Source organism: Neorhizobium sp. P12A (assembly GCF_008365395.1).
In the GTDB taxonomy this organism is placed as follows: domain Bacteria; phylum Pseudomonadota; class Alphaproteobacteria; order Rhizobiales; family Rhizobiaceae; genus Rhizobium.
This window is the reverse complement of record NZ_QOVX01000007.1, coordinates 50,653-70,370: the sequence shown is the minus strand read 5'-3', so window position 1 is coordinate 70,370 and position 19,718 is coordinate 50,653. Positions and strand designations below refer to the sequence as shown.

The following is a 19,718-nucleotide window of genomic DNA, read 5'->3' as shown; positions in this document are numbered from 1 at the left end:
ATAGTCAGGGTGATAGGCGACATCAGAGGTCGCCGTTCAGGGTCAGCATCAGGTTCGCCAGAAGCGCAGTGCGCGGCGCGACGCTGCTGACGAATATGTACTCGTCGAAAGTATGCGCGCCGGCTCCATCGGCCCCCAAACCGTCGAGCGTCGGCACGCCGAGCGCTGCAGTGAAGTTACCGTCCGAGCCGCCGCCGGTGCTGACGCCTTCGAGGGTGATGCCCAGCTGTGCGGCAATCTTCGCAGTATGATCGAAGAGGCGCTTGCCCTCTTCCGTTTGCGCGAAAGGCGGACGGCTGAGGCCGCCCTTGACCTCGATGGTGATATCAGGATCGACTGGCTTCAGGTTTTGGACCTTGCCCAGAATTTCGGTCGCCGTCTCGCTGTCGGGCAAGCGGAGATCGACCTGCATGCGGCATTCGGCCGGCACGGTGTTGCGACCCGTGCCGCCATTGATCGTGCCGACGGTGACGGTGATGCCACGCTCGACGTCGTTCATGCCTTCGAGTTCGAGCACCAGGCGGGCGGCGGCGCGGATGGCGCTGCGGCCATCCTGCGGCTTGCTGCCGGCATGAGAGGCGCGGCCACGCACCACGATGTCATACATGGCGACGCCCTTGCGGGCGACGACGATCTTGCCACCATCGCGCGCCGGCTCGACGACCAGGGTATGGCCGGCATGGCGGGCATAATCCTCGATGAGGCCGCGCGAGCTTGCGCTGCCCATCTCCTCGTCAGGCATGAACAGCAGGTCGACCGGTGATCTCGTGCCAGTGCGAACCGCCATCTTCATAGCCTCCAGCGCCATCAAGGCCCCGGACTTCATGTCGTAGATGCCCGGCCCGTAGAGCCGGTCGCCTTCCTGGCGCAATGTGAGGTTTTCCTTGATCGTACCGGTCGCATGCACTGTATCGAGATGGGCAAGGATCAGGACGCCTTTCTCGTTGCTTCCCGCCGGACGCGGCGAGCGCACGGCAAGGATATCGCCGAAACCCAGCGTGCCGGGAATGCGCTCGACGATGAGACCGCCTTCCTTGGCAAGCACTTCGACCCGATCGGCAAGCCGGTTGACGGCCGCGGCATCACGCGTCGGAGTTTCGAGCTCCACCCAGGTCTTGAGTTCGGAAAGAAGTGCGGCTTCGTCGATATCGGCAGCGGAAATTGTGAGGGGCATGGGCATCTTCCAAAGGATCTCAGGCGGGCAAAAGCAGGATGTGATGATCGGTTTCGGCGGCGATCTTCTCGTCGCTGTAGAGGAGCGGCACATATTCTCCGCCCGACCAGCGCTCGGCGAGATCGGCATAATGCGGCGAGCGCGGATCGCCGGATTGACCGGGTGTGTTGATGCAGAACGACTTATCCCATTCGCCGACATCGATGACGAGACGGACGGAGGCGCCGGCGGTGACGCGGAAATCGCTCAGGCGATAGCTCGCAAGGCCGGGCGTGGAGCGGCTGCCGCCAACTGGCAGCGGGCCGACATTCCATTCACCGGTCTTGTCTTGCTTCACGCGGCTTGCCGCATGCTCAAACAGGGCATGATGCAACGTTCCCCACGCCCATCTCGAAGGATCGTCGCCAAGGCGGCGGCTGCAATCGTCGAAGGCCGCAGCCAGGGTTTCGAGCAGCATGGTATCCCTCGCCTCTTCGGCCGGCTGACCGAAGCGCTGATCGGGATGTTCCAGGAGGTTAAGAAGCACGTCGACATCGCCGGGAACAAGCAATGCCCGCACAGCCGGATCCGGTGCGAAGCGGGCAAAGAGAGCAGGCCGCAGATGCTTCATCCACCAGACCTCGAAGAGCGCCGCGATATTACTGTCGGCCGTCAGCCGGAAGTCCCAGCCATCAAGGAGAGCGGCGACCTTTTCCGGGACGATTGCAGCCCCTTTCCGGCCAATAGCTTCCGCGAGAAGGGCGCAGATTCGACCGGCGGGGCTCGAATAGGTGTCCATCTGCAACGCCATGGAGGCTTCGGTCGAATGCGCGGTATCGGCAGAAAGCACCGACTTGATCCGCTCCGCGCGGCTTACCTCCGCCCATTCATGGCCGATCGTCGGCGCATCGGGACTGCGGTCCGCCGGCAGGTTCATCTCGTTGGCGGTCGCAAAGAAGCCGGCAGCCGGATTGACGACACGGGGCAGCTCTTCAGCGGGCAGAAAACCCGCCCATTCATGGCTGCCGTCGCCAGGCACCGGCAGCAGCCCATGCCAATTCTGCCGGACCGGCGTGAAACCAGCGGTGAACCAGCCGACATTGCCGTCGACGTCCGCGCAGACGTGATTGACCGAAGGCGTGCCCCAGGACCGGAGCGACGTGCCGAAGGCGGCAACGGAGGGCGAGCGCATGGCCGAGAGGCTTCCAAGATACGCCGCCGAGCCGGGCGAGAGCCAGACCGAACGCAACGCGATCACAAGCCGCTTGCCTGCATCCTCGTGGAGAACCGGACCATGCCGGGTGAAGGCCAGCATCAAGGTCTGGTCGGCATATCCCTTGACCTCGAAGCGCTCTTCCTGCCGGCGGATGGCTTCCCAGCCGTCCTGATAACGATAGAGATCCGGCTCACCTTCCCGGGTCTCGTAGACGTAGACATCCTCCTGGTCGGCCCCGAAGATCGTCAGTCCGAAGGCGGCCTTGCCGTTGTGGCCGAGAGAAATGCCGGGTGCGGTCGGCTCGCCGGTTCCGATGGCATTGAAGCCCGGTGCCTGCAGGTGCACGAGATAGCGCAGCGAAGGAACCGCATGGGCGCGGTGCGGGTCGCTCGCGAGAATCGGCCGGCCGGTCTCGGTCCGCGAGCCGTGCACCACCCAATTGTTGGACCCCTCCTCGCTAGTTGCGCGGATAATGTCGCCGAGATCGGTGACTTCGGTCCATGTCCACACATCGTCGAGCGTCGCAGCCAACCGCTCGCGCTCGAAAGTGACCGGCGCAGTCGCGAGCTTGAAAAGCCGGAGCGCCGCAAGCGGGATATCGGCCAGCGTGATGCTGTCGGCAACTTTCAGATCGACGTGCGGTTCGATCTGTGTGCGCAGCAGATCGGTCTGAGCATCGGCCAGAGTCAGGATATTGGCGCGCAGGATTTCGGAGGCACCGTTGCGGGTCAGCGCATGGGTGCGCACGCGCACCACGTCCTCCGGTCGCCAGCGTGCCGGGCTGGTACCGAAGAATGAGAATTCCGGCGGCAGGCGGGCGGGCTCGGCCTGACAGAGGGTGATATAGGCGTTGATGCCCGTAGCAAAGGCAGTGCAGATCGCCTGCATGTCCGGTGCGTAGGAAGACCACTCAGCCGCCATGTCGCCACGATAGAGAAAGTGGCGAGCCGCGTGATCCTGCGCGAGATATCCAGGGCCAAAATCGGCGGCGAGAAGGCCAAGGCCACGCTTGCGCCAGAGATCGAGCTGCCACAGACGGTCGCGTGCAGCGTTGAAGCCCTGCACGAAGAAGAGATCCTGCTCGTTTTCCGCCTTGAGATGGGGAATCCCCCAGCGGTCCACACGGATTTCCGCGGGCTGTTTGAGCCCCTGCAGGTGCATCGTTTCGTCGGCGGTCGTCTCGGTCATATCGGTCATATCGATCTCATCAGGCATGGTGGCAGGCAACCATCGCGCCGTCAGGTCGCGGGGTCAGTTCGGGCCGTTCCCTGGAGCAAATTTCGGTCGCAAGCGGACAGCGCGTGTGAAAGGCGCAGCCCGAAGGGATGTTGGAGGGGCTCGGCAACTCGCCGCTCAGGATGAATCGCTGCTTGGCGCGCTGCACATCGGGATCGGCCTCAGGCACGGCGGACATCAGCGCCTTGGTATACGGATGCTTCGGATTTTCGAAGAAAGTGTCGCGATCGGCCATCTCGACGAAGCGGCCGAGATACATCACGACAACGCGGTCGCAGATATGACGGACGACAGCGAGATCGTGCGAAACGAAAAGATAGGAGACGCCGGTACGCTTCTGCAGCGCGACGAGCAGGTTGAGGATCTGGGCACGCACCGAGACGTCGAGCGCCGAGACCGGCTCGTCGCAAATGACGAGATCGGGCTCCAGCGCCAAGGCCCGGGCGATGACCACGCGTTGCCGCTGGCCGCCCGAAAACTGATGCGGATAGCGGTCGGCATGTTCTGGGCGAAGACCGACCTGGGTCAGCAGCGTCGCCACCCGCTCCTTGAGTTCCTTGCCTCGGGCAATGCCGCGGACGATCAGGGGCTCGCCGATGGTCGCGCCGATGGTGGAGCGCGGATCAAGCGACAGCGCCGGATCCTGAAAGATCATCTGCACCTTGCGGCGGATATCGTTGAGAGCCTTGCGGTTGGCGCCGACCACTTCCGCGCCGCCGATCTTCACGCTGCCGGCAACCGGCTGCTGCAGGCCGACGATTGTGTTGGAAAGCGTGGACTTACCACAGCCGGATTCGCCGACCAGCGCGACGGTCTCGCCCTTGGCGATATCGAGGGTGACGCCATTGACCGCCTTGACCGTATGGGTCGATCCGCCGAGCATGCCGCCACGGCCGGAGAAATGCACGGCGACATCGCGGATTTCCAGTACGTTTGCCGTGCCGCTCATGCCGCCACCTCACGCATCTCAGTCATTCTGTCGATATGCCAGCAGGCGGAGAAATGGCCCGTCCCCTGCTCGAAGAGCGGCGGGGGCTCGGCCCGGCACTTGTCCGACGCGAGCGGACAGCGGCCGACGAAACGGCAGCCGAGGCCGAATTCGTTCGGCGTCGGCACGGAACCTTCGATGGTCGCCAGATCCGCCTTCGGTGCCACATCCAGCTTGGGAACGCTGGCAAGCAGCAATGCCGTGTAGGGATGCGCCGGCGCGTTGAAGAGAGCATGAACCGGCGCGATCTCGGCGATACGACCGGCATACATGACGGCAACCTCATCGGCGATATCGGCAACGACGCCCATGTCATGGGTGATGAGCACGATCGAGGTGCCGCGCTCGGCGACGAGCTTCTTCATCACATCGAGGATCTGCGCCTGGATCGTCACATCAAGCGCCGTCGTCGGCTCGTCGGCGACGAGCACGCGCGGACCGCAGATCAGCGCGATGGCAATCATGATGCGCTGGCACATGCCGCCGGAAAGCTCGAAGGGATATTGGTGCAGCCGCCGGTCGGGATCGGGAATGCCGACATCGACCAGCATCTCTCGTGCCTTTGCCAGCGCCTGCGATTTCGAGACGTTCTGGTGGGCGCGGAAGGCTGCGGCGATCTGCGAGCCCACCGTCGTCAGCGGATCGAGAGAAGCGCTCGGTTCCTGGAAGATAATCGAGATGTCCTTGCCGCGGGCCTTGCGGAGCTGGCGCTCAGAAAGGCTGGCGAGATCGGTCTCCTCGAGCAGGATCCTGCCGTTCACCCGGCGCGCTGCCGGCGGCAGCAGGCCGAGCATGGCGTAAGAGGTCAGCGACTTGCCGCAGCCGGATTCACCGACCAGCGCCATCACCTTGCCGCGGCTCACCGTGAAGGAGACGCCATCCACAACCTTGGCACCAGCGATTTCGATGGTGAGGTTGTCGACCGTCAGGAGCGGCTTGGCTTCGATGCCCATATTCCCTCCTCAGCGAGCGCCTGATGCGGGCTGGCTACGCTGGAACGTCCCGATCGAGTTGCCACCGTCGACGCTCAGCACCGCGCCTGTGATGAAGCTCGCCTTGTCCGAGCAGAGGTAGGCGATCGCAGCCGGCGCATCCTCCGGGCCGCTCTGGCGACCGAGCGGGATGCGCTTCAGCATGTTCTCGACATATTCCTCGGTCAGCAGGCTCACTTCGCTGCCCGCCGCAAAACCCGGCTCCACGACGTTGACGCGGATGCCGCTTTCAGCAAGCTCCAGCGCGAACCCCTTGGACAGGCGCTCGATCGAGGTCTTGGAGGTGCAGTAAGGCACGGATTCCCGGTTCATGCCGCGCGCAGCACCGGAGGAGATATTGATGATCGAGCCCTTGCGTCCCTCGGCGATCATCAGCTTGGCCATTTCGCGGGTCAGGATAAAGGGCGCCTTCAAATTGACGTCGAACACGAGATCCCAATCCGAAAACTCCATCGTCATCAGATTGTAGCGGGTGTAGATGCCGGCATTATTGATCAGCGCGTCAGGCGCCTTCCACTCGCGGCGCACCAGATCGACGAGGTCGAGCATCGATTCCTCGCTGGTGAGCTCCGTCGTATGCAGAAGCACTTTCGAGCGATCAAGGCCGAGGTCGTCTACCGTCTTTTCAAGCGCATCCTGTCGCTTGTCGGACAGGCAGAGATGGGCGCCTTCTCGAGCGAAATAGGCGGCGATCCAGCGGCCGAAGATGCCGGCTGCACCTGTGATGACGATTTTCTTGTTTTCGAATTCCATGGAAAGCCTCAGCGCGAACGGGAGCGGGGATCAAGCTGGTCACGCAACCAGTCTCCCAGCACATTGACGGAAAAGACGAGAAGGAAGAGGCCGGCGCCGGGAAAGGCGACGATCCACCAGGCGCGTTCGACATATTGCCGACCGACGCTCATGATCGAGCCCCAGCTGGGAGCCGGTGGCTGAATACCGAGCCCGAGGAACGAGAGGCCGGCTTCCATGAGGATCATCAGGCCGAATTCGGCGGTGGCGACGATCAGCACCGGACCAGCAATGTTCGGCAGCACGTGATGGAAGAGGATGCGGGCCGCACCCGCGCCGGCAAGCTCTGATGCCTTGATGAAGGGAAGGTTCGAGACCTGCAGCGTCTGCGCATAGGCAACGCGGGTATAGCGCGGCCAGCGGGTGAGGCCGAGCACCAGCACGAGCTTCAGGAAGCCGGGACCGAGCACAGCGACGGTGAGCACCGCAAGCAGGATCGCCGGGATCGACATCATGATGTCGACGAGGCGCATGATGAGGATTTCCACCGTGCCGCGGAACCAGCCGGCGACCATGCCGAGCGTAACGCCGACGACGGTGGAGACGACGACCGACAGGATGGCGACGCTCAATGAAACGCCGGCCCCGTAAAGGATGCGGGACAGCAGGTCACGGCCGAGATCGTCGGTTCCGAGCCAGTAGGTGATGCCCCTCGCCTCGAAGCCCGGCGGCTTCAGGCGGGCGAGAAGGTTCTGGTGCGCCGGGTCGGCCGGCGCGATCCACGGCGCAAAGATCGCCAGGATCAGGATAACGGCCAGGATGATCGTAACCAGCTGGATCGAGAGGGGAACGCGCCGAATGCGCTGGGAAAAGGCAGAAATGGCGATGCTCATGGCTGCCTCCTCAACGCGCCAGACGGATGCGTGGATCGATGAGCGCATAGACGAAATCGGCAAGTACGCTGGTCAGCACATAGACGAAGGAGATCAGGAGCACGATCACCTGCACAACGAGGAAATCTCGCGACTGAATGGACTGGATGGCAAGCTGGCCGATGCCCGGCCAGGCAAATACGGTCTCGACGATGACGGCGCCGGCGAGCAGATTACCGATTTCCAGCGCCGCGATCGTGATGACCGGAATGGAGGCATTGCGCAGCACATGCCGGATGACGACCGCGCCAAGCGAAAGGCCCCTCGCCCGCCCCGCCCGCACATAATCCTTGCCGAGTTCATCGAGAACCGAGATGCGAGCCATGCGGGCGAAAGTCGACATGGACAGCGCCCCAAGCGCGATCGATGGCATCACGATTGCGGAGAAGCCGCCGACGCCTGATGCCGGCAGCCAGCGCAGCGTTACCGCGAAAAGGAAGATGAGCAGGATGCCGGACAGAAACGTCGGCACGCTCTGGCCGGTGATGACGATCGCCGTCAGGATCTTTTCGAGAAAGCCGCCACGGCGGGTGGCCATCAAAATGCCGGCCGGAATGCCGACACCGATCGCAACGATCAGCGCGCCGATTGCCAGCATGATCGTATAGGGCAGACGCGAGGCGACGATATCGATCGCGGGGACACGCTGCACCACCGACATGCCGAAATCGAGGTGGGCAAGACCCTGGAGATATTGAAGATATTGCAGCCAGAGCGGCTGATCGAATCCGAGCTGATGGCGCAGCTCGTTGATCATTTCCGTCGACGCTCCCTGTGGGACCAGAAGCAGGGTCGGATCGCCGGAGAGATGCATCACGATGAAAACGATCGTGATGACCCCGAAGATTGCGATCACAGCCTGGACCAGCCGCCCTGCGGCATATTTCAACATATCCGTCCTGCCCGCCTGTACACGTTACTGCTGCCAGCCCATGTCCATGACGAACATGGCTTCGTTCGGGCTGGGCTGCCATTTCAGATGCTTGCTGGCACCATAAACGGCGTCAACCTGATAGAGACCCAGACCCGGCACATCGTCCTTCAGGATGCCATAGGCCTTCTCATAATCCTGCAGACGCTGGTCGTTGTTGAGCGTGGAGCGGGCATCGTCGACCAGCTTGTCATAAGCCGGGTTGCTGTATTTCGCCCAGCTCGAGCCGGTACGGAACAGCGGGAAGATGATGCCGTCGGCATCCTGGCAGGCGCAGGACCACTTGCCGAGCGCGAGGCTGCCGGCATTTGCCGGATCGCCCTGGCGGCGCTTCAGGAAGGTCGCCTGGTCGAGCGAGGTGATCTCGGTGTCGAGACCGACATCGTTCAGCATCTGCTGGATCGCTTCCACCATGGCCCGGTCGTAAGAGGGCGAGGTCAGGAACTCGATCTTGGCGCCTTCGGCGCCTGCTTCCTTGACGAGCGCGCGCGCCTTATCGGGATCGAAGGGATAACCTTCGACCTTGTCCGTATAGCCGAAGATCGGTGCTGCGCCGAGCACGTTGACCTGCGAACCGAAGCCCTGCAGCAGCGCGTCGATCAGGCCCTTCTTGTCGATGGCGTAGGCGATCGCCTGGCGAACGCGGACATCCTTGGTCGCGCCGGCCTGGGCGTTGATATAGATATAGCCGACCCGCTCGGTCGGAACCGAAAGCACCTGCGAATTCGGATCGCTCTTGAGATCGATCGCCTGGTCGGACGGCAGGTCGCGGACGAGATCGGCCTTGCCGGTCTTCAGGTCGGCAAGACGGGTGGAGACGTCGGGGACGGCGCGGAAGAAGACATGGGCGAAGGGTGGCTTGCCGCGCCAGTAGTGGTCGTTGGCCTGCAGCTCGGTCTGGACGCCCTTCTGCCATTGCACCAGCTTATAGGGACCGCTACCCATCGGCTGCTGGTTGAAGGTCTGCCCGCCAACCTTCTCGACATAGGCCTTCGGCAGGATGGAGAGCTTGACCAGCTGGGCAAGCAGCGCCGGATAGGCGGATTTGGTCGTGACCACGACGGTCGTCGGATTGGTCGCCTCGGCCTTGGATATCTGGTCGAACTGGGACAGCTGCGGGCTCTTCAGGTCCGGGCTGATGATGCGGTTGATGGAGTAAACCACATCATCAGCCGTCAGCTTCGAGCCGTCCTGGAAGGTGACGTCGTCGCGGATATCGAACTGAATCGTCGTGTCGTTGACGTATTTCCACGACTTGGCGATCTGCGGAACGATCTTGCCGGAGGCGTCGCGGGTCAGCAGGTTGTCGAAAATGTTGCGGTAAATGGTGTAGCTGTCTGTATCCCACTGCAGCTGCGGATCGAGCGTGGCCGCGTCATTGGGAAGGTCGATGGTCAGCGTGTCCTTGGCTGTCTGGGCAAGCGCCGTCGAAGCCGTCATGACCGCCGCGAGTGCGGCGATCGAAGCGAATTTCCAGTTCATATTACCCTCTCTTTTATTATCTAATCTATGTATTTTATGCGGAATTCGAGTTAACGCCTTAGCCCGCCCGTTTCAAGCCGGCTTCGTCGGCGCAATAGGCTGCAAGTTCCGCATGCGTGGTGAACCACACATCTTTCTTGGCCTGTGCCTGGCGAATGATTTCCTCCAGGATGAAGATGCGCGAGCGATGACCAACATGGTGCGGGTGCATCGTAAGCTGGAAGAGGCCGCCTTCCTCGTAGGCCACATCAAGCTCGCGCTGGAAAATATCGAGAACCATGGCTGGTGCGCCATAGGGCCTTGCCCCGGTCATGCGGTCCATGGCGACATAGGGTGCGTCGTCACGTATCCACTCGACCGGAATTTCGACGACACCCGTCGGCTCGCCGTCTTCCAGCAGCTCATAGGGCTCGTCGTCGGCCATCAGGGAGGAATCGTAGAGGAGGCCCATCTCGCGGGCGATCTTCAGCGTGTAGGGGCTGAAATCCCAGGAAGCGGTGCGCATGCCGACTGGCCGGACGCCGCAGATCCGCTCGAGGACATCAGCCGCCCGCAGCGCGAGGTCGCGTTCGGTCGTTTCGTCCAGGCGCGAATTGAACTCATGGATCCAGCTATGCATGCCGATTTCGTGGCCGGAAGCCACAACGGCGCGCGCCTCGTCAGTGTTGATCATCGCCGAGACGGCCGGCATGTAGACAGATGCGGGGACTGCGTATTTTTCGAGCAGCTTGAGGATGCGCGGCATGCCGGAGCGCGCGCCATATTGGCCCTGGCTCATACGGCTGAAGGAAATGCCGCCGTTGCGCAGTTCCATCGTCTCGTGGTCCGCGTCGAAAGAAAGCGCGACGGCCATGCGGGCGCCATTCTTCCACTGCGCCGGCTTCAGCGAACGGCCTGCCCGAACCTTGCTGACGCTTTTTTGCCACGTCTCATCCGTCCAAAGCCAGGGCTGGTTCTTGTCATGCTGTTCTGCTGCGCTCATGATATTCTTTCGTTCGGCGATGCCAACACCGCTCAGCGGCTGTCATTTTTCTGACCAGAATTGTTATAAGCCAATCGAATAGTCATAAACGGGGGTTTCGTTCACATATATGAACTCCGAAGTGAAAAGCGCCGGTCGCATACTAGACCTCCTCGAATACCTGTCGGCGCTGCGCGAAGCCGTATCGCTTTCGCAGATCGTTCAGGATCTCAAGCTGCCGAAAAGCAGCGCGCATGGCCTCATTCAGACGCTGGCGGCAAGGGGTCATGTCGTCCAGGATTCCACCGGGCGCTACATGCTCGTGGAAGCAAGCCGTCACGGCTTCCCCTTCCGTCGTCATGAGGAACCCCTGGTCGTCACCGCAATACCCTTCATGGAACGGTTGAGGGACGAGTCGGGCGAAACGGTATTGCTTGGCACGATGAACGCGCACTGCGACCTGCGCCGGTTGGCAAAATGCGTCAGCCATCACCCTGTCCGCTACGACGTCAACATGGACGCTGCGATCACTGCTCATTGCACGGCGACCGGCCGCGTGCTCCTCGCCCATGCTCCGGCGGAAGCGCGGGATGCCTATTTGTCCCGCGTCCGCTTCCTATCCTATACGCGCTACACAATCACGGATGTCGAACAGCTCCGTGAGGTCCTCATTAGGGTGCGCCGTGACGGCTACGCCATCAACGATCAGGAATTCATTACCGGCTCGACCGGCATTGCAGCTCCGATATTCGACGCCGAAGGCAACGCAATTGCGGCCATCAATCTCGGCACGCTGACAAGCCGATATGTCGAGCGGCGTGAAGAACTCCTCCTCATGCTGCGCTCGACCGCTGATCTTATCAGCCGCGCATTGGGCTATCGGCGGAACTGATGGTTCGCATTTTCGTTTGAGGTCGAGGCTGCACCAGCTGCAAGACGATCACGGTTTTTTGTTTTCGATAGAGCCGAAAGATACCCATTCAGCGGACGTGATGGTGCCTTGCCGAGGTTTACCACGAGACGACAGCGGCGTATCGTATGATGATTAGTGCTGTTGGTACGTCGATTTCACTGTCAGGCAGGGATAAAGACATGCTCACCCTTAATATCAATGGACAATCCCGCGACGTCGATGTGCCGGAAGACATGCCGCTTCTCTGGGTGCTGCGCGACCATCTCAATCTGGTCGGCACCAAATATGGCTGTGGCGTCGCCCAATGCGGCGTCTGTACCGTCCATGTGGCTGGAAAGGCCGTGCGTTCCTGCCAGCTGACCGTCGGCGATGTCGGCACCCGCGCCGTCGTTACGATCGAGGGAGTTGGCAGCACGCCCAACGGCGCAAAGGTGCAGCAGGCCTGGATGGAAGCTGCAGTGCCGCAATGCGGCTATTGCCAGGCCGGCCAGATCATGTCGGCCACCGCGCTGCTGGACAGCAACCCTGAGCCCGACGATTCCGACATCGACGCGGCCATGGCGGGCAATCTCTGTCGCTGCGGGACCTATATACGCATCCGCCATGCGATCAAGAACGCCGCTGCCAAGCCGGCCTGACCATGAAGAAAATCATCGGCATTGTCGTTGTGGTCATTGTCGTCGTCGCGCTTGGTTTTGCGGGATGGCTGGTTCTCGGCCGAAATCCGACCTCCTTTGCCGGCGGCTCGACCGTCGCGCTTGACGCTTACCAGGGAGGCACTGTTACCGGCGTTCCGGCGCAGCTTGCCAGCGCGGATCTGGTCAAGCGCGGCGAATATCTCATCCATGCCGCGGACTGTCAGGCCTGCCATACCGCCCCGGGCGGCCCGCCCTTCGCTGGCGGCTTTGCCTTCAACATGCCATTCGGCACCATCTATTCCACCAATATCACCCCAGACAAGGAAACGGGGATCGGCAATTACACCGACGCCCAGTTCCTGGCGGCGGTGCATAAGGGTATCCGTGCTGACGGCGAGAAGCTCTATCCTGCCATGCCCTACACTTCCTATACCTATATGACGGACGCCGACGCGCTCGCCATCAAGGCCTATCTCTTCACGCTGGCGCCGGTCCATGCCCCGGCCAAGCCGGACCAACTCTCCTGGCCCTTCAACCAGCGCCGCTTGCTCTCGCTCTGGAATGTGGCGTTCAATACCGATGAACGCTTCCGTCCAAACCCCGGCCAAAGCCCGCAATGGAACAGAGGCGCCTATCTTGCCGAGGCGATGGGCCATTGCGGCGAGTGTCATACGCCGCGAAACCTCGCCTTTGCGCTGGACAACCACCGGAAGTTTTCAGGGGCTATCACTGCGGGCTGGCACGCCTTCAACATCACCGGCGACAAGGATTCCGGCCTTGGCGATTGGAACGACCAAGATCTTTATCTCTATCTCTCCACCGGCCACGCCAATGGACATGGCGGTGCGGCTGGCCCGATGGGCGAAGCCACTGACGACAGCGTGAGCTATCTGCTGCCTGACGACGTGCATGCTCTGGTAACCTATCTGCGCAGCATACCCGCCCATGCGAGTGATCTACCGCGCACCGTCACGACACCTGCGCCAGCATCGCATAAGGAAGGTGTGACCCCGGACGTCAATCTGCGCGGGGAAAAGATCTTCGCCAGCGCCTGCGCCAGCTGCCATGACTGGACGGGCGTGAGCCCTGTCACCGGCTATGCCACCTTGACCGGCGTGCGCGCGGTGAACGATCCCACCGCCACCAATGTGGCGCAGACGGTCATCAACGGCGTCAACCGCAAGACGGATCAGGGCACGATCTTCATGCCTGCCTTCGGTGCAGGATATTCCGACGACGATATTGCGGCCGTGGCCAACTATGTCACCGCCCGCTTTGGCGCCAAGGGCGCCCAGCTGACAGGCAAGGATGTGGCCGATCTGCGAAAGCAGGCCGCCCAGGCAACGCAGGGAGTGACCCAATGACTGATATGCAGTCCAATTTTGCCCAGTCCGATGCTTATCTCTCGGCCTTGATCAGCGAGGTCCGTTCGGTACCAGTGGCGCAGGCGATGCCGACGATGGGACGCCGGACTTTCTTCAAACTGGCCAGCGCGGGCGCTGCGGGGCTGGTGCTGGGGTTCCATCTCGGAGACGCAGCTTTCGCGGCCGAGACGGTGAACGGCAACATTTCCGATGGCAGCGATCAGGTGATGAATGCCTTCATCCGCATCGCTCCCGACAACACGATCACCATCTATTCCAAAGCCCCGGAAATCGGCCAGGGCATCAAAACCTCCTTCGGCGTGATCATCGCCGACGAACTCGACGCGGACTGGAACCATGTCGTGATGGAGCAGGCTCCGATCAATCCCAAGGTCTATGGCAGCCAGGGCGCCGGAGGTTCGACCTCCATTCCGCGCGCCTGGAACCAGCTGCGTCAGGCCGGAGCCGGCGCCAAGGCAATGCTGATTGCCGCCGCCGCTCAGGAATGGGCAGTGGACCCATCGCAGATCACCGCTCAGGATTCGGTCATCACCCATGCCGCCAGTGGCAAGTCCGCCACCTATGGATCGATGGCGACAGCGGCAGCGAAAATGCCGGTGCCGGATCCGAAGAGCCTGAAACTGAAGGCCCGCGCCGACTATCGTCTGATCGGCAAGCGCTATCGCGGCGTCGACGACCCCAAGGTCGTCACCGGCCAGCCGCTGTTCGGCATCGATGTCCAGGTCCCTGGAATGGTCTATGCCAACTACACCAAATGTCCGGCAGCCGGCGGCAAGGTCAGATCCTTCAACGTGGACGAGATCAAGGCGCAGCCGGGCGTCCTCGACGCCTTCGCCGTCGATGGCACCGGCATGATGGTCGAAGTCATGCCGGGCGTCGCCATCATCGCCAAGGACACCTGGAGCGCTTTCAAGGCGAAGGACAAGCTTAAGGTGGATTGGGATCTCAGCGAGGCGTCGACGGATTCCAGCTCGCAATTTTCGGCTGAGGCCAAGAAGGTGGCGACCAGTTTCCCGGAAAAGTTCGATGACAACGTCGGTGACGTGGACAAGTCCTTCGCCAATGCCAGTAAGACTGTCGAGGCCTTCTACGAGTACCCCTTCGCCGCCCATGTGCCGCTGGAGCCGATGAACACCACGGCGCATTGGCACGACGGCGTGATGGAAATGTGGGTGCCCACGCAGCAGCCCGACCGCGGCTTGCCGATGGTGGCGAAGGCGGCGGGCGTACCGGAAGAAAAAGTCGTCATGCACCAGACCCGCGTGGGGGGCGGTTTCGGGCGACGGCTGGTCAATGACTATGCCTGCGAGGCGGCAGCCATCGCGCGGAAGGTCAACGCCCCGGTCAAGCTGCAATGGACCCGGGAAGACGATTTCAGTCACGACTTCTACCGCCCCGCCGGCTACCATCAGTTCAAGGGCGCAATTGATAAGGCCGGCAGGCTCGATGCCTGGCAGGAACATTTCATCACCTTTACAGCCGACGGCAAAAAGGAAGCCAGCGGCGCCAACCTCACCGACAATCTGCGATATTCCATCAAGGCGCCCAATCTGCGCCGCGCCAAGACCATGTTCCCGCTGAAGATTCCCACCGGCGCCTGGCGCGCGCCGGGCGACAATGCCCAGGTCTTTGCAGCACAGAGCTTCATGCATGAACTGGCGCTCGCTTCCGGTCGCGATCACGTCGAGTTCCTCATCGATGCCGTGAACCGCGACGTGCCTGAGCTGGTTGCCAAGGACGCAAGTGTCAACTTCAGCCCCAAGCGGGCAACCGACGTGATCAAGATGTGCGCCGAGAAGGCCGGATGGGGCAAGTCGCTACCCAAGGGCAGCGGTCTCGGCTTTGCCTGGTGCTATTCCCACGCCGGCCATGTCGCGCAAGCGATTGAGCTCAGCGTCGATGCCAACAAAGGGATCAAGGTCAATCGGATTGTCGTGGTGCTCGATGTCGGGCCGATCATCGACATGGCCGGCTCCGAAGCCCAGGCACAAGGAGCTTCGACCGATGCTCTCTCCACTGCCATGGGCCTCAAGATCAACATCGAGAACGGCCGGATCCAGGAGCAGAACTACAATGCCTATCCGATCCTGCGCATGCCTTTCGCGCCGATGACGATCGACGCTTTTTTCATCCAGTCGGACAATCCGCCTACAGGCATGGGCGAACCAGCCTTCCCGGCGCTCGCGCCCGCGCTCGGCAATGCCATATTCGCCGCGACGGGAGAGCGGGTGCGCCGCCTGCCATTGCGCGATCTCGGCTATTCGCTGGCAGTCTGATAGACCGCCCAGTGTTCAAACCGCATGGACCTTGACCATGGCCCATGCGGTTCGTGTCTTTTGGCGCCGCAATTCATGAGCGGCGTGCGAACGGACTATTTCCCGTCCGCATTTCCCGATTGCTGTGTAGCAGCCTTCGAGCCGTCCTTCTGAAGATCGGCTTGGTCGGCAACGATGGAGGCTGCCTCCTTCAGCAAGACGTCCTTTGCGTTCTTGCGAGCATCTTCAAGCGCAAGATCGGCGCTCAGGCTACGCTCATCCGCCTGCAAACCGTCGTCCTGGCCGGGGTCGACACCATCATCTATCTGCTTGCGCTCCTTCAGGCGCTTTGCCTGCGTGGCCAGTTCATCGCGACGTTCGGCTTCATTGAGAGAGACGACCTGCTTGTCGCGCTGCGCCTTCAAGTCGGCAACGTCTTCTATGAAGCGCTGGAAATCCTGATCCTTCTGTACTCGCTCATCATGGCGGCTTTGCAGTTGCGGCAGCACTGCCTTGATATCGCCATCGGGCGTGTAGTTTGCGGGCTTCACCTGAGCCCACGGCAACGCATTGTCAAAACTCGCTTCGCCGAAGGTACTGAGGTCCGAGAGGCCCGGCAGGCTGATATCGGGCGTCACGCCGCGCAGCTGTGTCGTGCCACCGTTGACGCGGAAGAACTGGGCTATCGTCATTTTCAGCTCGCCGAATTTCGGTTTGCTGTTATGGGCGACCTGGTCGAGATCGATCACTGTCTGCACCGTACCCTTGCCAAAGCTGGGTTCGCCGACAATCACGCCTCGACCGTAGTCCTGTATCGCCGCAGCAAAAATTTCGGAGGCAGACGCCGAGCTGCGATTGATCAAGACACCGAGCGGACCTGTCCAGAGAGGTGCAGAAAGATCATCGCTTTCCACATCAATCTTCCCCTTGGCATCGCGCTCCTGCACCACCGGGCCCTTGCCGACGAACAGGCCGGTCAAATCGACCGCCTCGGACAACGAGCCGCCGCCATTATCGCGCAGGTCGACCAGAACGCCGTCGACATTCTCTTGCTTCAGCTCTCCCAGAAGCTTGGCGACATCGCGGCTTGCGCTTCTGTAGTCCTTGTCGCCCTTCTGCCGCGCTTCGAAGTCTTCATAGAAGGCCGGCAGGGTAATGATGCCGATTTTGCGGGTGGCGTCACCGTCCTTTACGGAAATGATGGTCTTCTTGGCAGCCTGCTTGTCGAGGCTGATCTTGTCGCGGACCAGATCAAGGAGGCGATGCTTGCCATCCGCTCCAGCATCCGCTGGCAGTATCTCAAGCCGGACGACGGAACCCTTTGCGCCTCGGATCATTTGCACGATTTCATCAAGACGCCTGCCGACCACTTCCTTTACCGGGCTATCCTTGCCCTGACCGACGCCGATAATGCGGTCGCCGACAGCGAGCTTGCCGGACAATTGTGCCGGACCGCCCGGAACGAGTTCGCGGATCGTCGTGTAATCATCCTGCTCCTGCAGCACCGCGCCGATGCCGACCAGCGAAAGCTTCATCGAAATATCGAACTCAGCCGAAGCGGTCGCGCCGAAATAGTCGGTGTGCGGATCGATCGACGTCGTGTAGGCGTCCATGAATGACTGGAACACATCGTCGCTCTTGTACTTCTGAACGCGCTCGAGCGAGTTTTCGTAGCGCTTGTCGAGCGTATCGCGAATATCGGCGTCGGCCTTGCCTGCCAGCTTCAGGCGCAGCCAGTCGCTCTTGACGCGCTTGCGCCAGAGTTCGTTGCTCTCTGCTTCGGATTGCGGCCAGGCGGCCTTGTCGCGAGAAAGGGAATAATCTTCCTTCACGGTGAAGTCGAAATTCTGCTTGAGCAAGCTGCGCGCATAGTTCATGCGGTCGACAACTCGGTTCTCATACACGTTGAAAATCGAAAACGGGATCTGCAGGTCTTCGCGGTTTATCGCATCGTCGATCTTCGCGCCGTCAGCCGTGAACTTATCTATGTCGGACTGCAGGAAGAGAAGGCGGTCCGGATCCAGGGACTTGATGTACTTGTTCATGATCTTGCCCGAGAGGGCGTCATCGAGCGGAACGGGCTTGTAGCCGAAGCGCGTCAGAAATTGCGCACTCAAATGAGCCGCTTGCTCCTGCTGTTGCGATGGGGTCAAAATTGGCCGCGATGCGGCATCCTGGGCATATGCCGAGGATGCAATTGCCAGGAAGGCGCCCAGGAAACCGTACTTTATATGCATGCAGCCTTGATCCAATTCTCGGTGTAGAGTCTTAAATGTGCGACGTTAGCGGAACAATTATGGTGTTCGGCAACTAAATGGACATGCTATGTTCCTTATCCGGCGTTAACGCCGCGAACAATGCCCTTGCCAATTCACCCAAGAATCCGATCGCTCTTGAAGCTTATTCATAAAAGCGGCCTCTTGAAGACCTTCTTCTTCAAATACGCTTGATACCGGTCGAATGGACAAGATTTAATAATATTTTGCGTATTCAGCGGCGTCGATCCGGCGAAGGCGCTTGCCCTATTGTGCGTCCGGCGCGCACCAGCGTTTCTCAACAAACGAAAAACCCCACGCCTGCGATCAGGCGTGGGGCCTTCGCTGACGTCCGCCGCGGTGCTCAGCTATAAAGGCTAACTTCAGGGATCTTGTCGTTCAAAACGAAGTCACCGACTTCCTTGGCCTTGTAGAAGACCGGGTCATGGAGCGTATGCGTGCGCACATTGCGCCAGAAGCGATCGAACCGATATTTGTCCGCCGTCGAGCGGGCGCCCGTGAGCTCGAAGATACGCGATGTGATGTCGAGCGAAACGTTGGTCGCGTGGACCTTGGCAGCGTAGGCTTCCGCCGCCGCAGCACCTCGTTCGCGGGCGGTGACGGAGTGACCTTTTGCAAGTTCGATTTGAACGGCAAGAGCTGCGCTGTCGGCGAGTGCCGCAGCCGCCTTCAACGAGGCCGAAAATTCTCCGACGCGTTCGAGAATGTAGGGATCGTCAGCGGCTCGCTCGACGCCTGACGTGACCCAGGGCCGGGTCGTCGAGCGTACATAGTCGATGGCCGCCTTCAGCGCCCCTTCCGCCGTGCCGAGATAGAAATTGACGAAGACCAGCTGGATCAGCGGCGTATTGAAGGTCGAAAGCACCGGCGGCGATGCGTCGGCTGCCGTTGGCTGGCCGACAAAATCCTCCGCATACACCGGAAAATCATGGAATTCGACGCTACCGCTGTCCGAAAGACGCTGGCCGAAATTGTCCCAGTCGTCATTGGCGACGTAGCCGGGGCGATTGGTGCGAATGACAAAGCCGACGATCTTGTCGTCCAGGACCGCATTGGCGTTGATATAATCCGAGACATGCGCTGCCGTAGAGAAGGTCTTTCGGCCGTTCAGCACATATCCATTGCCCCGCCGCGTCAGGACCAGGCCCGGATCACGTGGATTGACGGCGGCACCCCAATAGAGGTTTTGCGCAACCGTCTCTGCCCCGAGCGCATCGGCGCGGGCGGCATCTAGCGCCCAGTAGATATATTGGCTGTTGACGAAATGGTAGCCGAGGAGTTGCCCGACGGAGCTTTCGCCCTGCGCGAGAATGCGCACCAGACGCAGGCCATCCACCCAGTCCAGCCCGCCCCCGCCGACCTCGCGCGAGTGTAGCGCGTTCAGCAGTCCAGCCTTCTTGAGCTTGATGATCTCGCCGACCGGCGGGCGGCCGTCGCGATCAAGCTCGGCTGCCCGCTTCGAAAGATCGGCCGAAATTTCCGCGGCACTGGCGAAAAGCTCCCTGCGCGTCGTGCCCGGATTAGTCGCGAAGAGGATGTTGGACAGGCTCATGGATGAAACTCCGGTTCTATGGAAGAGCCCGACAGCGGTCCCATGATCGCTATCGGAAAATCGATGCGGCTGACTT

The 19,718-nt window shown here is 61.3% G+C and carries 15 protein-coding genes; 4 read left to right on the top strand and 11 right to left on the bottom strand.

What is annotated here, in order from left to right; genetic code table 11:
• Positions 1 to 22 precede the first annotated feature (22 nt).
• Genes DTW90_RS20275 through DTW90_RS20235 form a run of 9 tightly spaced genes read right to left on the bottom strand, consistent with a single transcriptional unit; the run spans position 23 to position 10,644 of the window.
• A complete protein-coding gene (locus tag DTW90_RS20275; RefSeq protein ID WP_149340528.1) occupies positions 23 to 1,174 on the bottom strand; it encodes a M20 family metallopeptidase in 1,152 nt (383 codons plus the stop codon).
• A 19-nt stretch (positions 1,175 to 1,193) separates the two neighbouring features.
• Positions 1,194 to 3,566 carry a penicillin acylase family protein gene (locus DTW90_RS20270; protein WP_348642647.1) on the bottom strand — a complete coding sequence of 791 codons (2,373 nt, stop codon included), beginning with the start codon at positions 3,564 to 3,566 and terminating at the stop codon, positions 1,194 to 1,196.
• Positions 3,567 to 3,576: 10 nt separating this feature from the next.
• Positions 3,577 to 4,554 carry a dipeptide ABC transporter ATP-binding protein gene (locus DTW90_RS20265; protein WP_149340527.1) on the bottom strand — a complete coding sequence of 326 codons (978 nt, stop codon included), beginning with the start codon at positions 4,552 to 4,554 and terminating at the stop codon, positions 3,577 to 3,579.
• Positions 4,551 to 5,546, bottom strand: coding sequence for an ABC transporter ATP-binding protein (locus tag DTW90_RS20260; RefSeq protein ID WP_149340525.1), 996 nt, complete (start codon positions 5,544 to 5,546; stop codon positions 4,551 to 4,553). The genes DTW90_RS20265 and DTW90_RS20260 overlap by 4 nt, the downstream gene beginning before the upstream one ends.
• Positions 5,547 to 5,555: 9 nt before the next feature.
• Positions 5,556 to 6,338, bottom strand: a complete 783-nt coding sequence (locus DTW90_RS20255) for an SDR family NAD(P)-dependent oxidoreductase (protein WP_149340524.1) — start codon at positions 6,336 to 6,338, stop codon at positions 5,556 to 5,558.
• Positions 6,339 to 6,346: 8 nt separating this feature from the next.
• The gene (locus DTW90_RS20250) at positions 6,347 to 7,210 is read right to left on the bottom strand and encodes an ABC transporter permease (protein WP_132523622.1); all 864 of its coding nucleotides are present in this window, start codon (positions 7,208 to 7,210) and stop codon (positions 6,347 to 6,349) included.
• Between the two features lie 10 nt (positions 7,211 to 7,220).
• Positions 7,221 to 8,141, bottom strand: coding sequence for an ABC transporter permease (locus DTW90_RS20245; protein ID WP_132523623.1), 921 nt, complete (start codon positions 8,139 to 8,141; stop codon positions 7,221 to 7,223).
• Between the two features lie 24 nt (positions 8,142 to 8,165).
• Entirely contained in the window at positions 8,166 to 9,662 is a 1,497-nt protein-coding gene (locus tag DTW90_RS20240; RefSeq protein ID WP_149340522.1) for an ABC transporter substrate-binding protein, read from the bottom strand.
• Between the two features lie 58 nt (positions 9,663 to 9,720).
• On the bottom strand, positions 9,721 to 10,644 hold the full coding sequence (locus tag DTW90_RS20235; RefSeq protein WP_132523625.1) for a polysaccharide deacetylase: 924 nt from the start codon (positions 10,642 to 10,644) through the stop codon (positions 9,721 to 9,723).
• Between the two features lie 121 nt (positions 10,645 to 10,765).
• Here DTW90_RS20235 and DTW90_RS20230 point away from each other — a divergent pair, with 121 nt between their 5' ends.
• The 4 genes from DTW90_RS20230 (at position 10,766) to DTW90_RS20215 (ending at position 15,835) form a co-directional block, all read left to right on the top strand.
• Positions 10,766 to 11,515: an IclR family transcriptional regulator gene (locus tag DTW90_RS20230; protein WP_246664986.1), complete on the top strand. Its 750-nt coding sequence runs from the start codon at positions 10,766 to 10,768 to the stop codon at positions 11,513 to 11,515.
• A gap of 200 nt (positions 11,516 to 11,715) precedes the next feature.
• Positions 11,716 to 12,174: a (2Fe-2S)-binding protein gene (locus DTW90_RS20225; protein ID WP_132523627.1), complete on the top strand. Its 459-nt coding sequence runs from the start codon at positions 11,716 to 11,718 to the stop codon at positions 12,172 to 12,174.
• Between the two features lie 2 nt (positions 12,175 to 12,176).
• On the top strand, positions 12,177 to 13,538 hold the full coding sequence (locus DTW90_RS20220; protein ID WP_149340518.1) for a cytochrome c: 1,362 nt from the start codon (positions 12,177 to 12,179) through the stop codon (positions 13,536 to 13,538).
• On the top strand, positions 13,535 to 15,835 hold the full coding sequence (locus DTW90_RS20215) for a molybdopterin cofactor-binding domain-containing protein (protein ID WP_149340517.1): 2,301 nt from the start codon (positions 13,535 to 13,537) through the stop codon (positions 15,833 to 15,835). Before DTW90_RS20220 ends, DTW90_RS20215 begins: the two co-directional genes overlap by 4 nt.
• 95 nt (positions 15,836 to 15,930) lie before the next feature.
• Here DTW90_RS20215 and DTW90_RS20210 read toward each other — a convergent pair whose 3' ends face one another.
• Together DTW90_RS20210 and DTW90_RS20205 are read right to left on the bottom strand one after the other, a co-directional pair.
• On the bottom strand, positions 15,931 to 18,051 hold the full coding sequence (locus DTW90_RS20210; protein ID WP_149340515.1) for a carboxy terminal-processing peptidase: 2,121 nt from the start codon (positions 18,049 to 18,051) through the stop codon (positions 15,931 to 15,933).
• 382 nt (positions 18,052 to 18,433) lie between these two features.
• Entirely contained in the window at positions 18,434 to 19,642 is a 1,209-nt protein-coding gene (locus tag DTW90_RS20205) for an acyl-CoA dehydrogenase family protein (RefSeq protein WP_149340513.1), read from the bottom strand.
• Between the last annotated feature and the right edge of the window lie 76 nt (positions 19,643 to 19,718).

Excerpts from the sequence above, each read along its gene's own strand:
- DTW90_RS20225 (WP_132523627.1), top strand. The coding sequence starts at position 11,716 with ATGCTCACCCTTAATATCAATGGACAATCCCGCGACGTCGATGTGCCG.
- DTW90_RS20245 (WP_132523623.1), bottom strand. The coding sequence starts at position 8,141 with ATGTTGAAATATGCCGCAGGGCGGCTGGTCCAGGCTGTGATCGCAATC.
- DTW90_RS20215 (WP_149340517.1), top strand. The coding sequence starts at position 13,535 with ATGACTGATATGCAGTCCAATTTTGCCCAGTCCGATGCTTATCTCTCG.
- DTW90_RS20275 (WP_149340528.1), bottom strand. The coding sequence starts at position 1,174 with ATGCCCCTCACAATTTCCGCTGCCGATATCGACGAAGCCGCACTTCTT.
- DTW90_RS20250 (WP_132523622.1), bottom strand. The coding sequence starts at position 7,210 with ATGAGCATCGCCATTTCTGCCTTTTCCCAGCGCATTCGGCGCGTTCCC.
- DTW90_RS20220 (WP_149340518.1), top strand. The coding sequence starts at position 12,177 with ATGAAGAAAATCATCGGCATTGTCGTTGTGGTCATTGTCGTCGTCGCG.
- DTW90_RS20270 (WP_348642647.1), bottom strand. The coding sequence starts at position 3,566 with ATGACCGATATGACCGAGACGACCGCCGACGAAACGATGCACCTGCAG.
- DTW90_RS20260 (WP_149340525.1), bottom strand. The coding sequence starts at position 5,546 with ATGGGCATCGAAGCCAAGCCGCTCCTGACGGTCGACAACCTCACCATC.
- DTW90_RS20235 (WP_132523625.1), bottom strand. The coding sequence starts at position 10,644 with ATGAGCGCAGCAGAACAGCATGACAAGAACCAGCCCTGGCTTTGGACG.
- DTW90_RS20255 (WP_149340524.1), bottom strand. The coding sequence starts at position 6,338 with ATGGAATTCGAAAACAAGAAAATCGTCATCACAGGTGCAGCCGGCATC.
- DTW90_RS20205 (WP_149340513.1), bottom strand. The coding sequence starts at position 19,642 with ATGAGCCTGTCCAACATCCTCTTCGCGACTAATCCGGGCACGACGCGC.
- DTW90_RS20265 (WP_149340527.1), bottom strand. The coding sequence starts at position 4,554 with ATGAGCGGCACGGCAAACGTACTGGAAATCCGCGATGTCGCCGTGCAT.
- DTW90_RS20240 (WP_149340522.1), bottom strand. The coding sequence starts at position 9,662 with ATGAACTGGAAATTCGCTTCGATCGCCGCACTCGCGGCGGTCATGACG.
- DTW90_RS20210 (WP_149340515.1), bottom strand. The coding sequence starts at position 18,051 with ATGCATATAAAGTACGGTTTCCTGGGCGCCTTCCTGGCAATTGCATCC.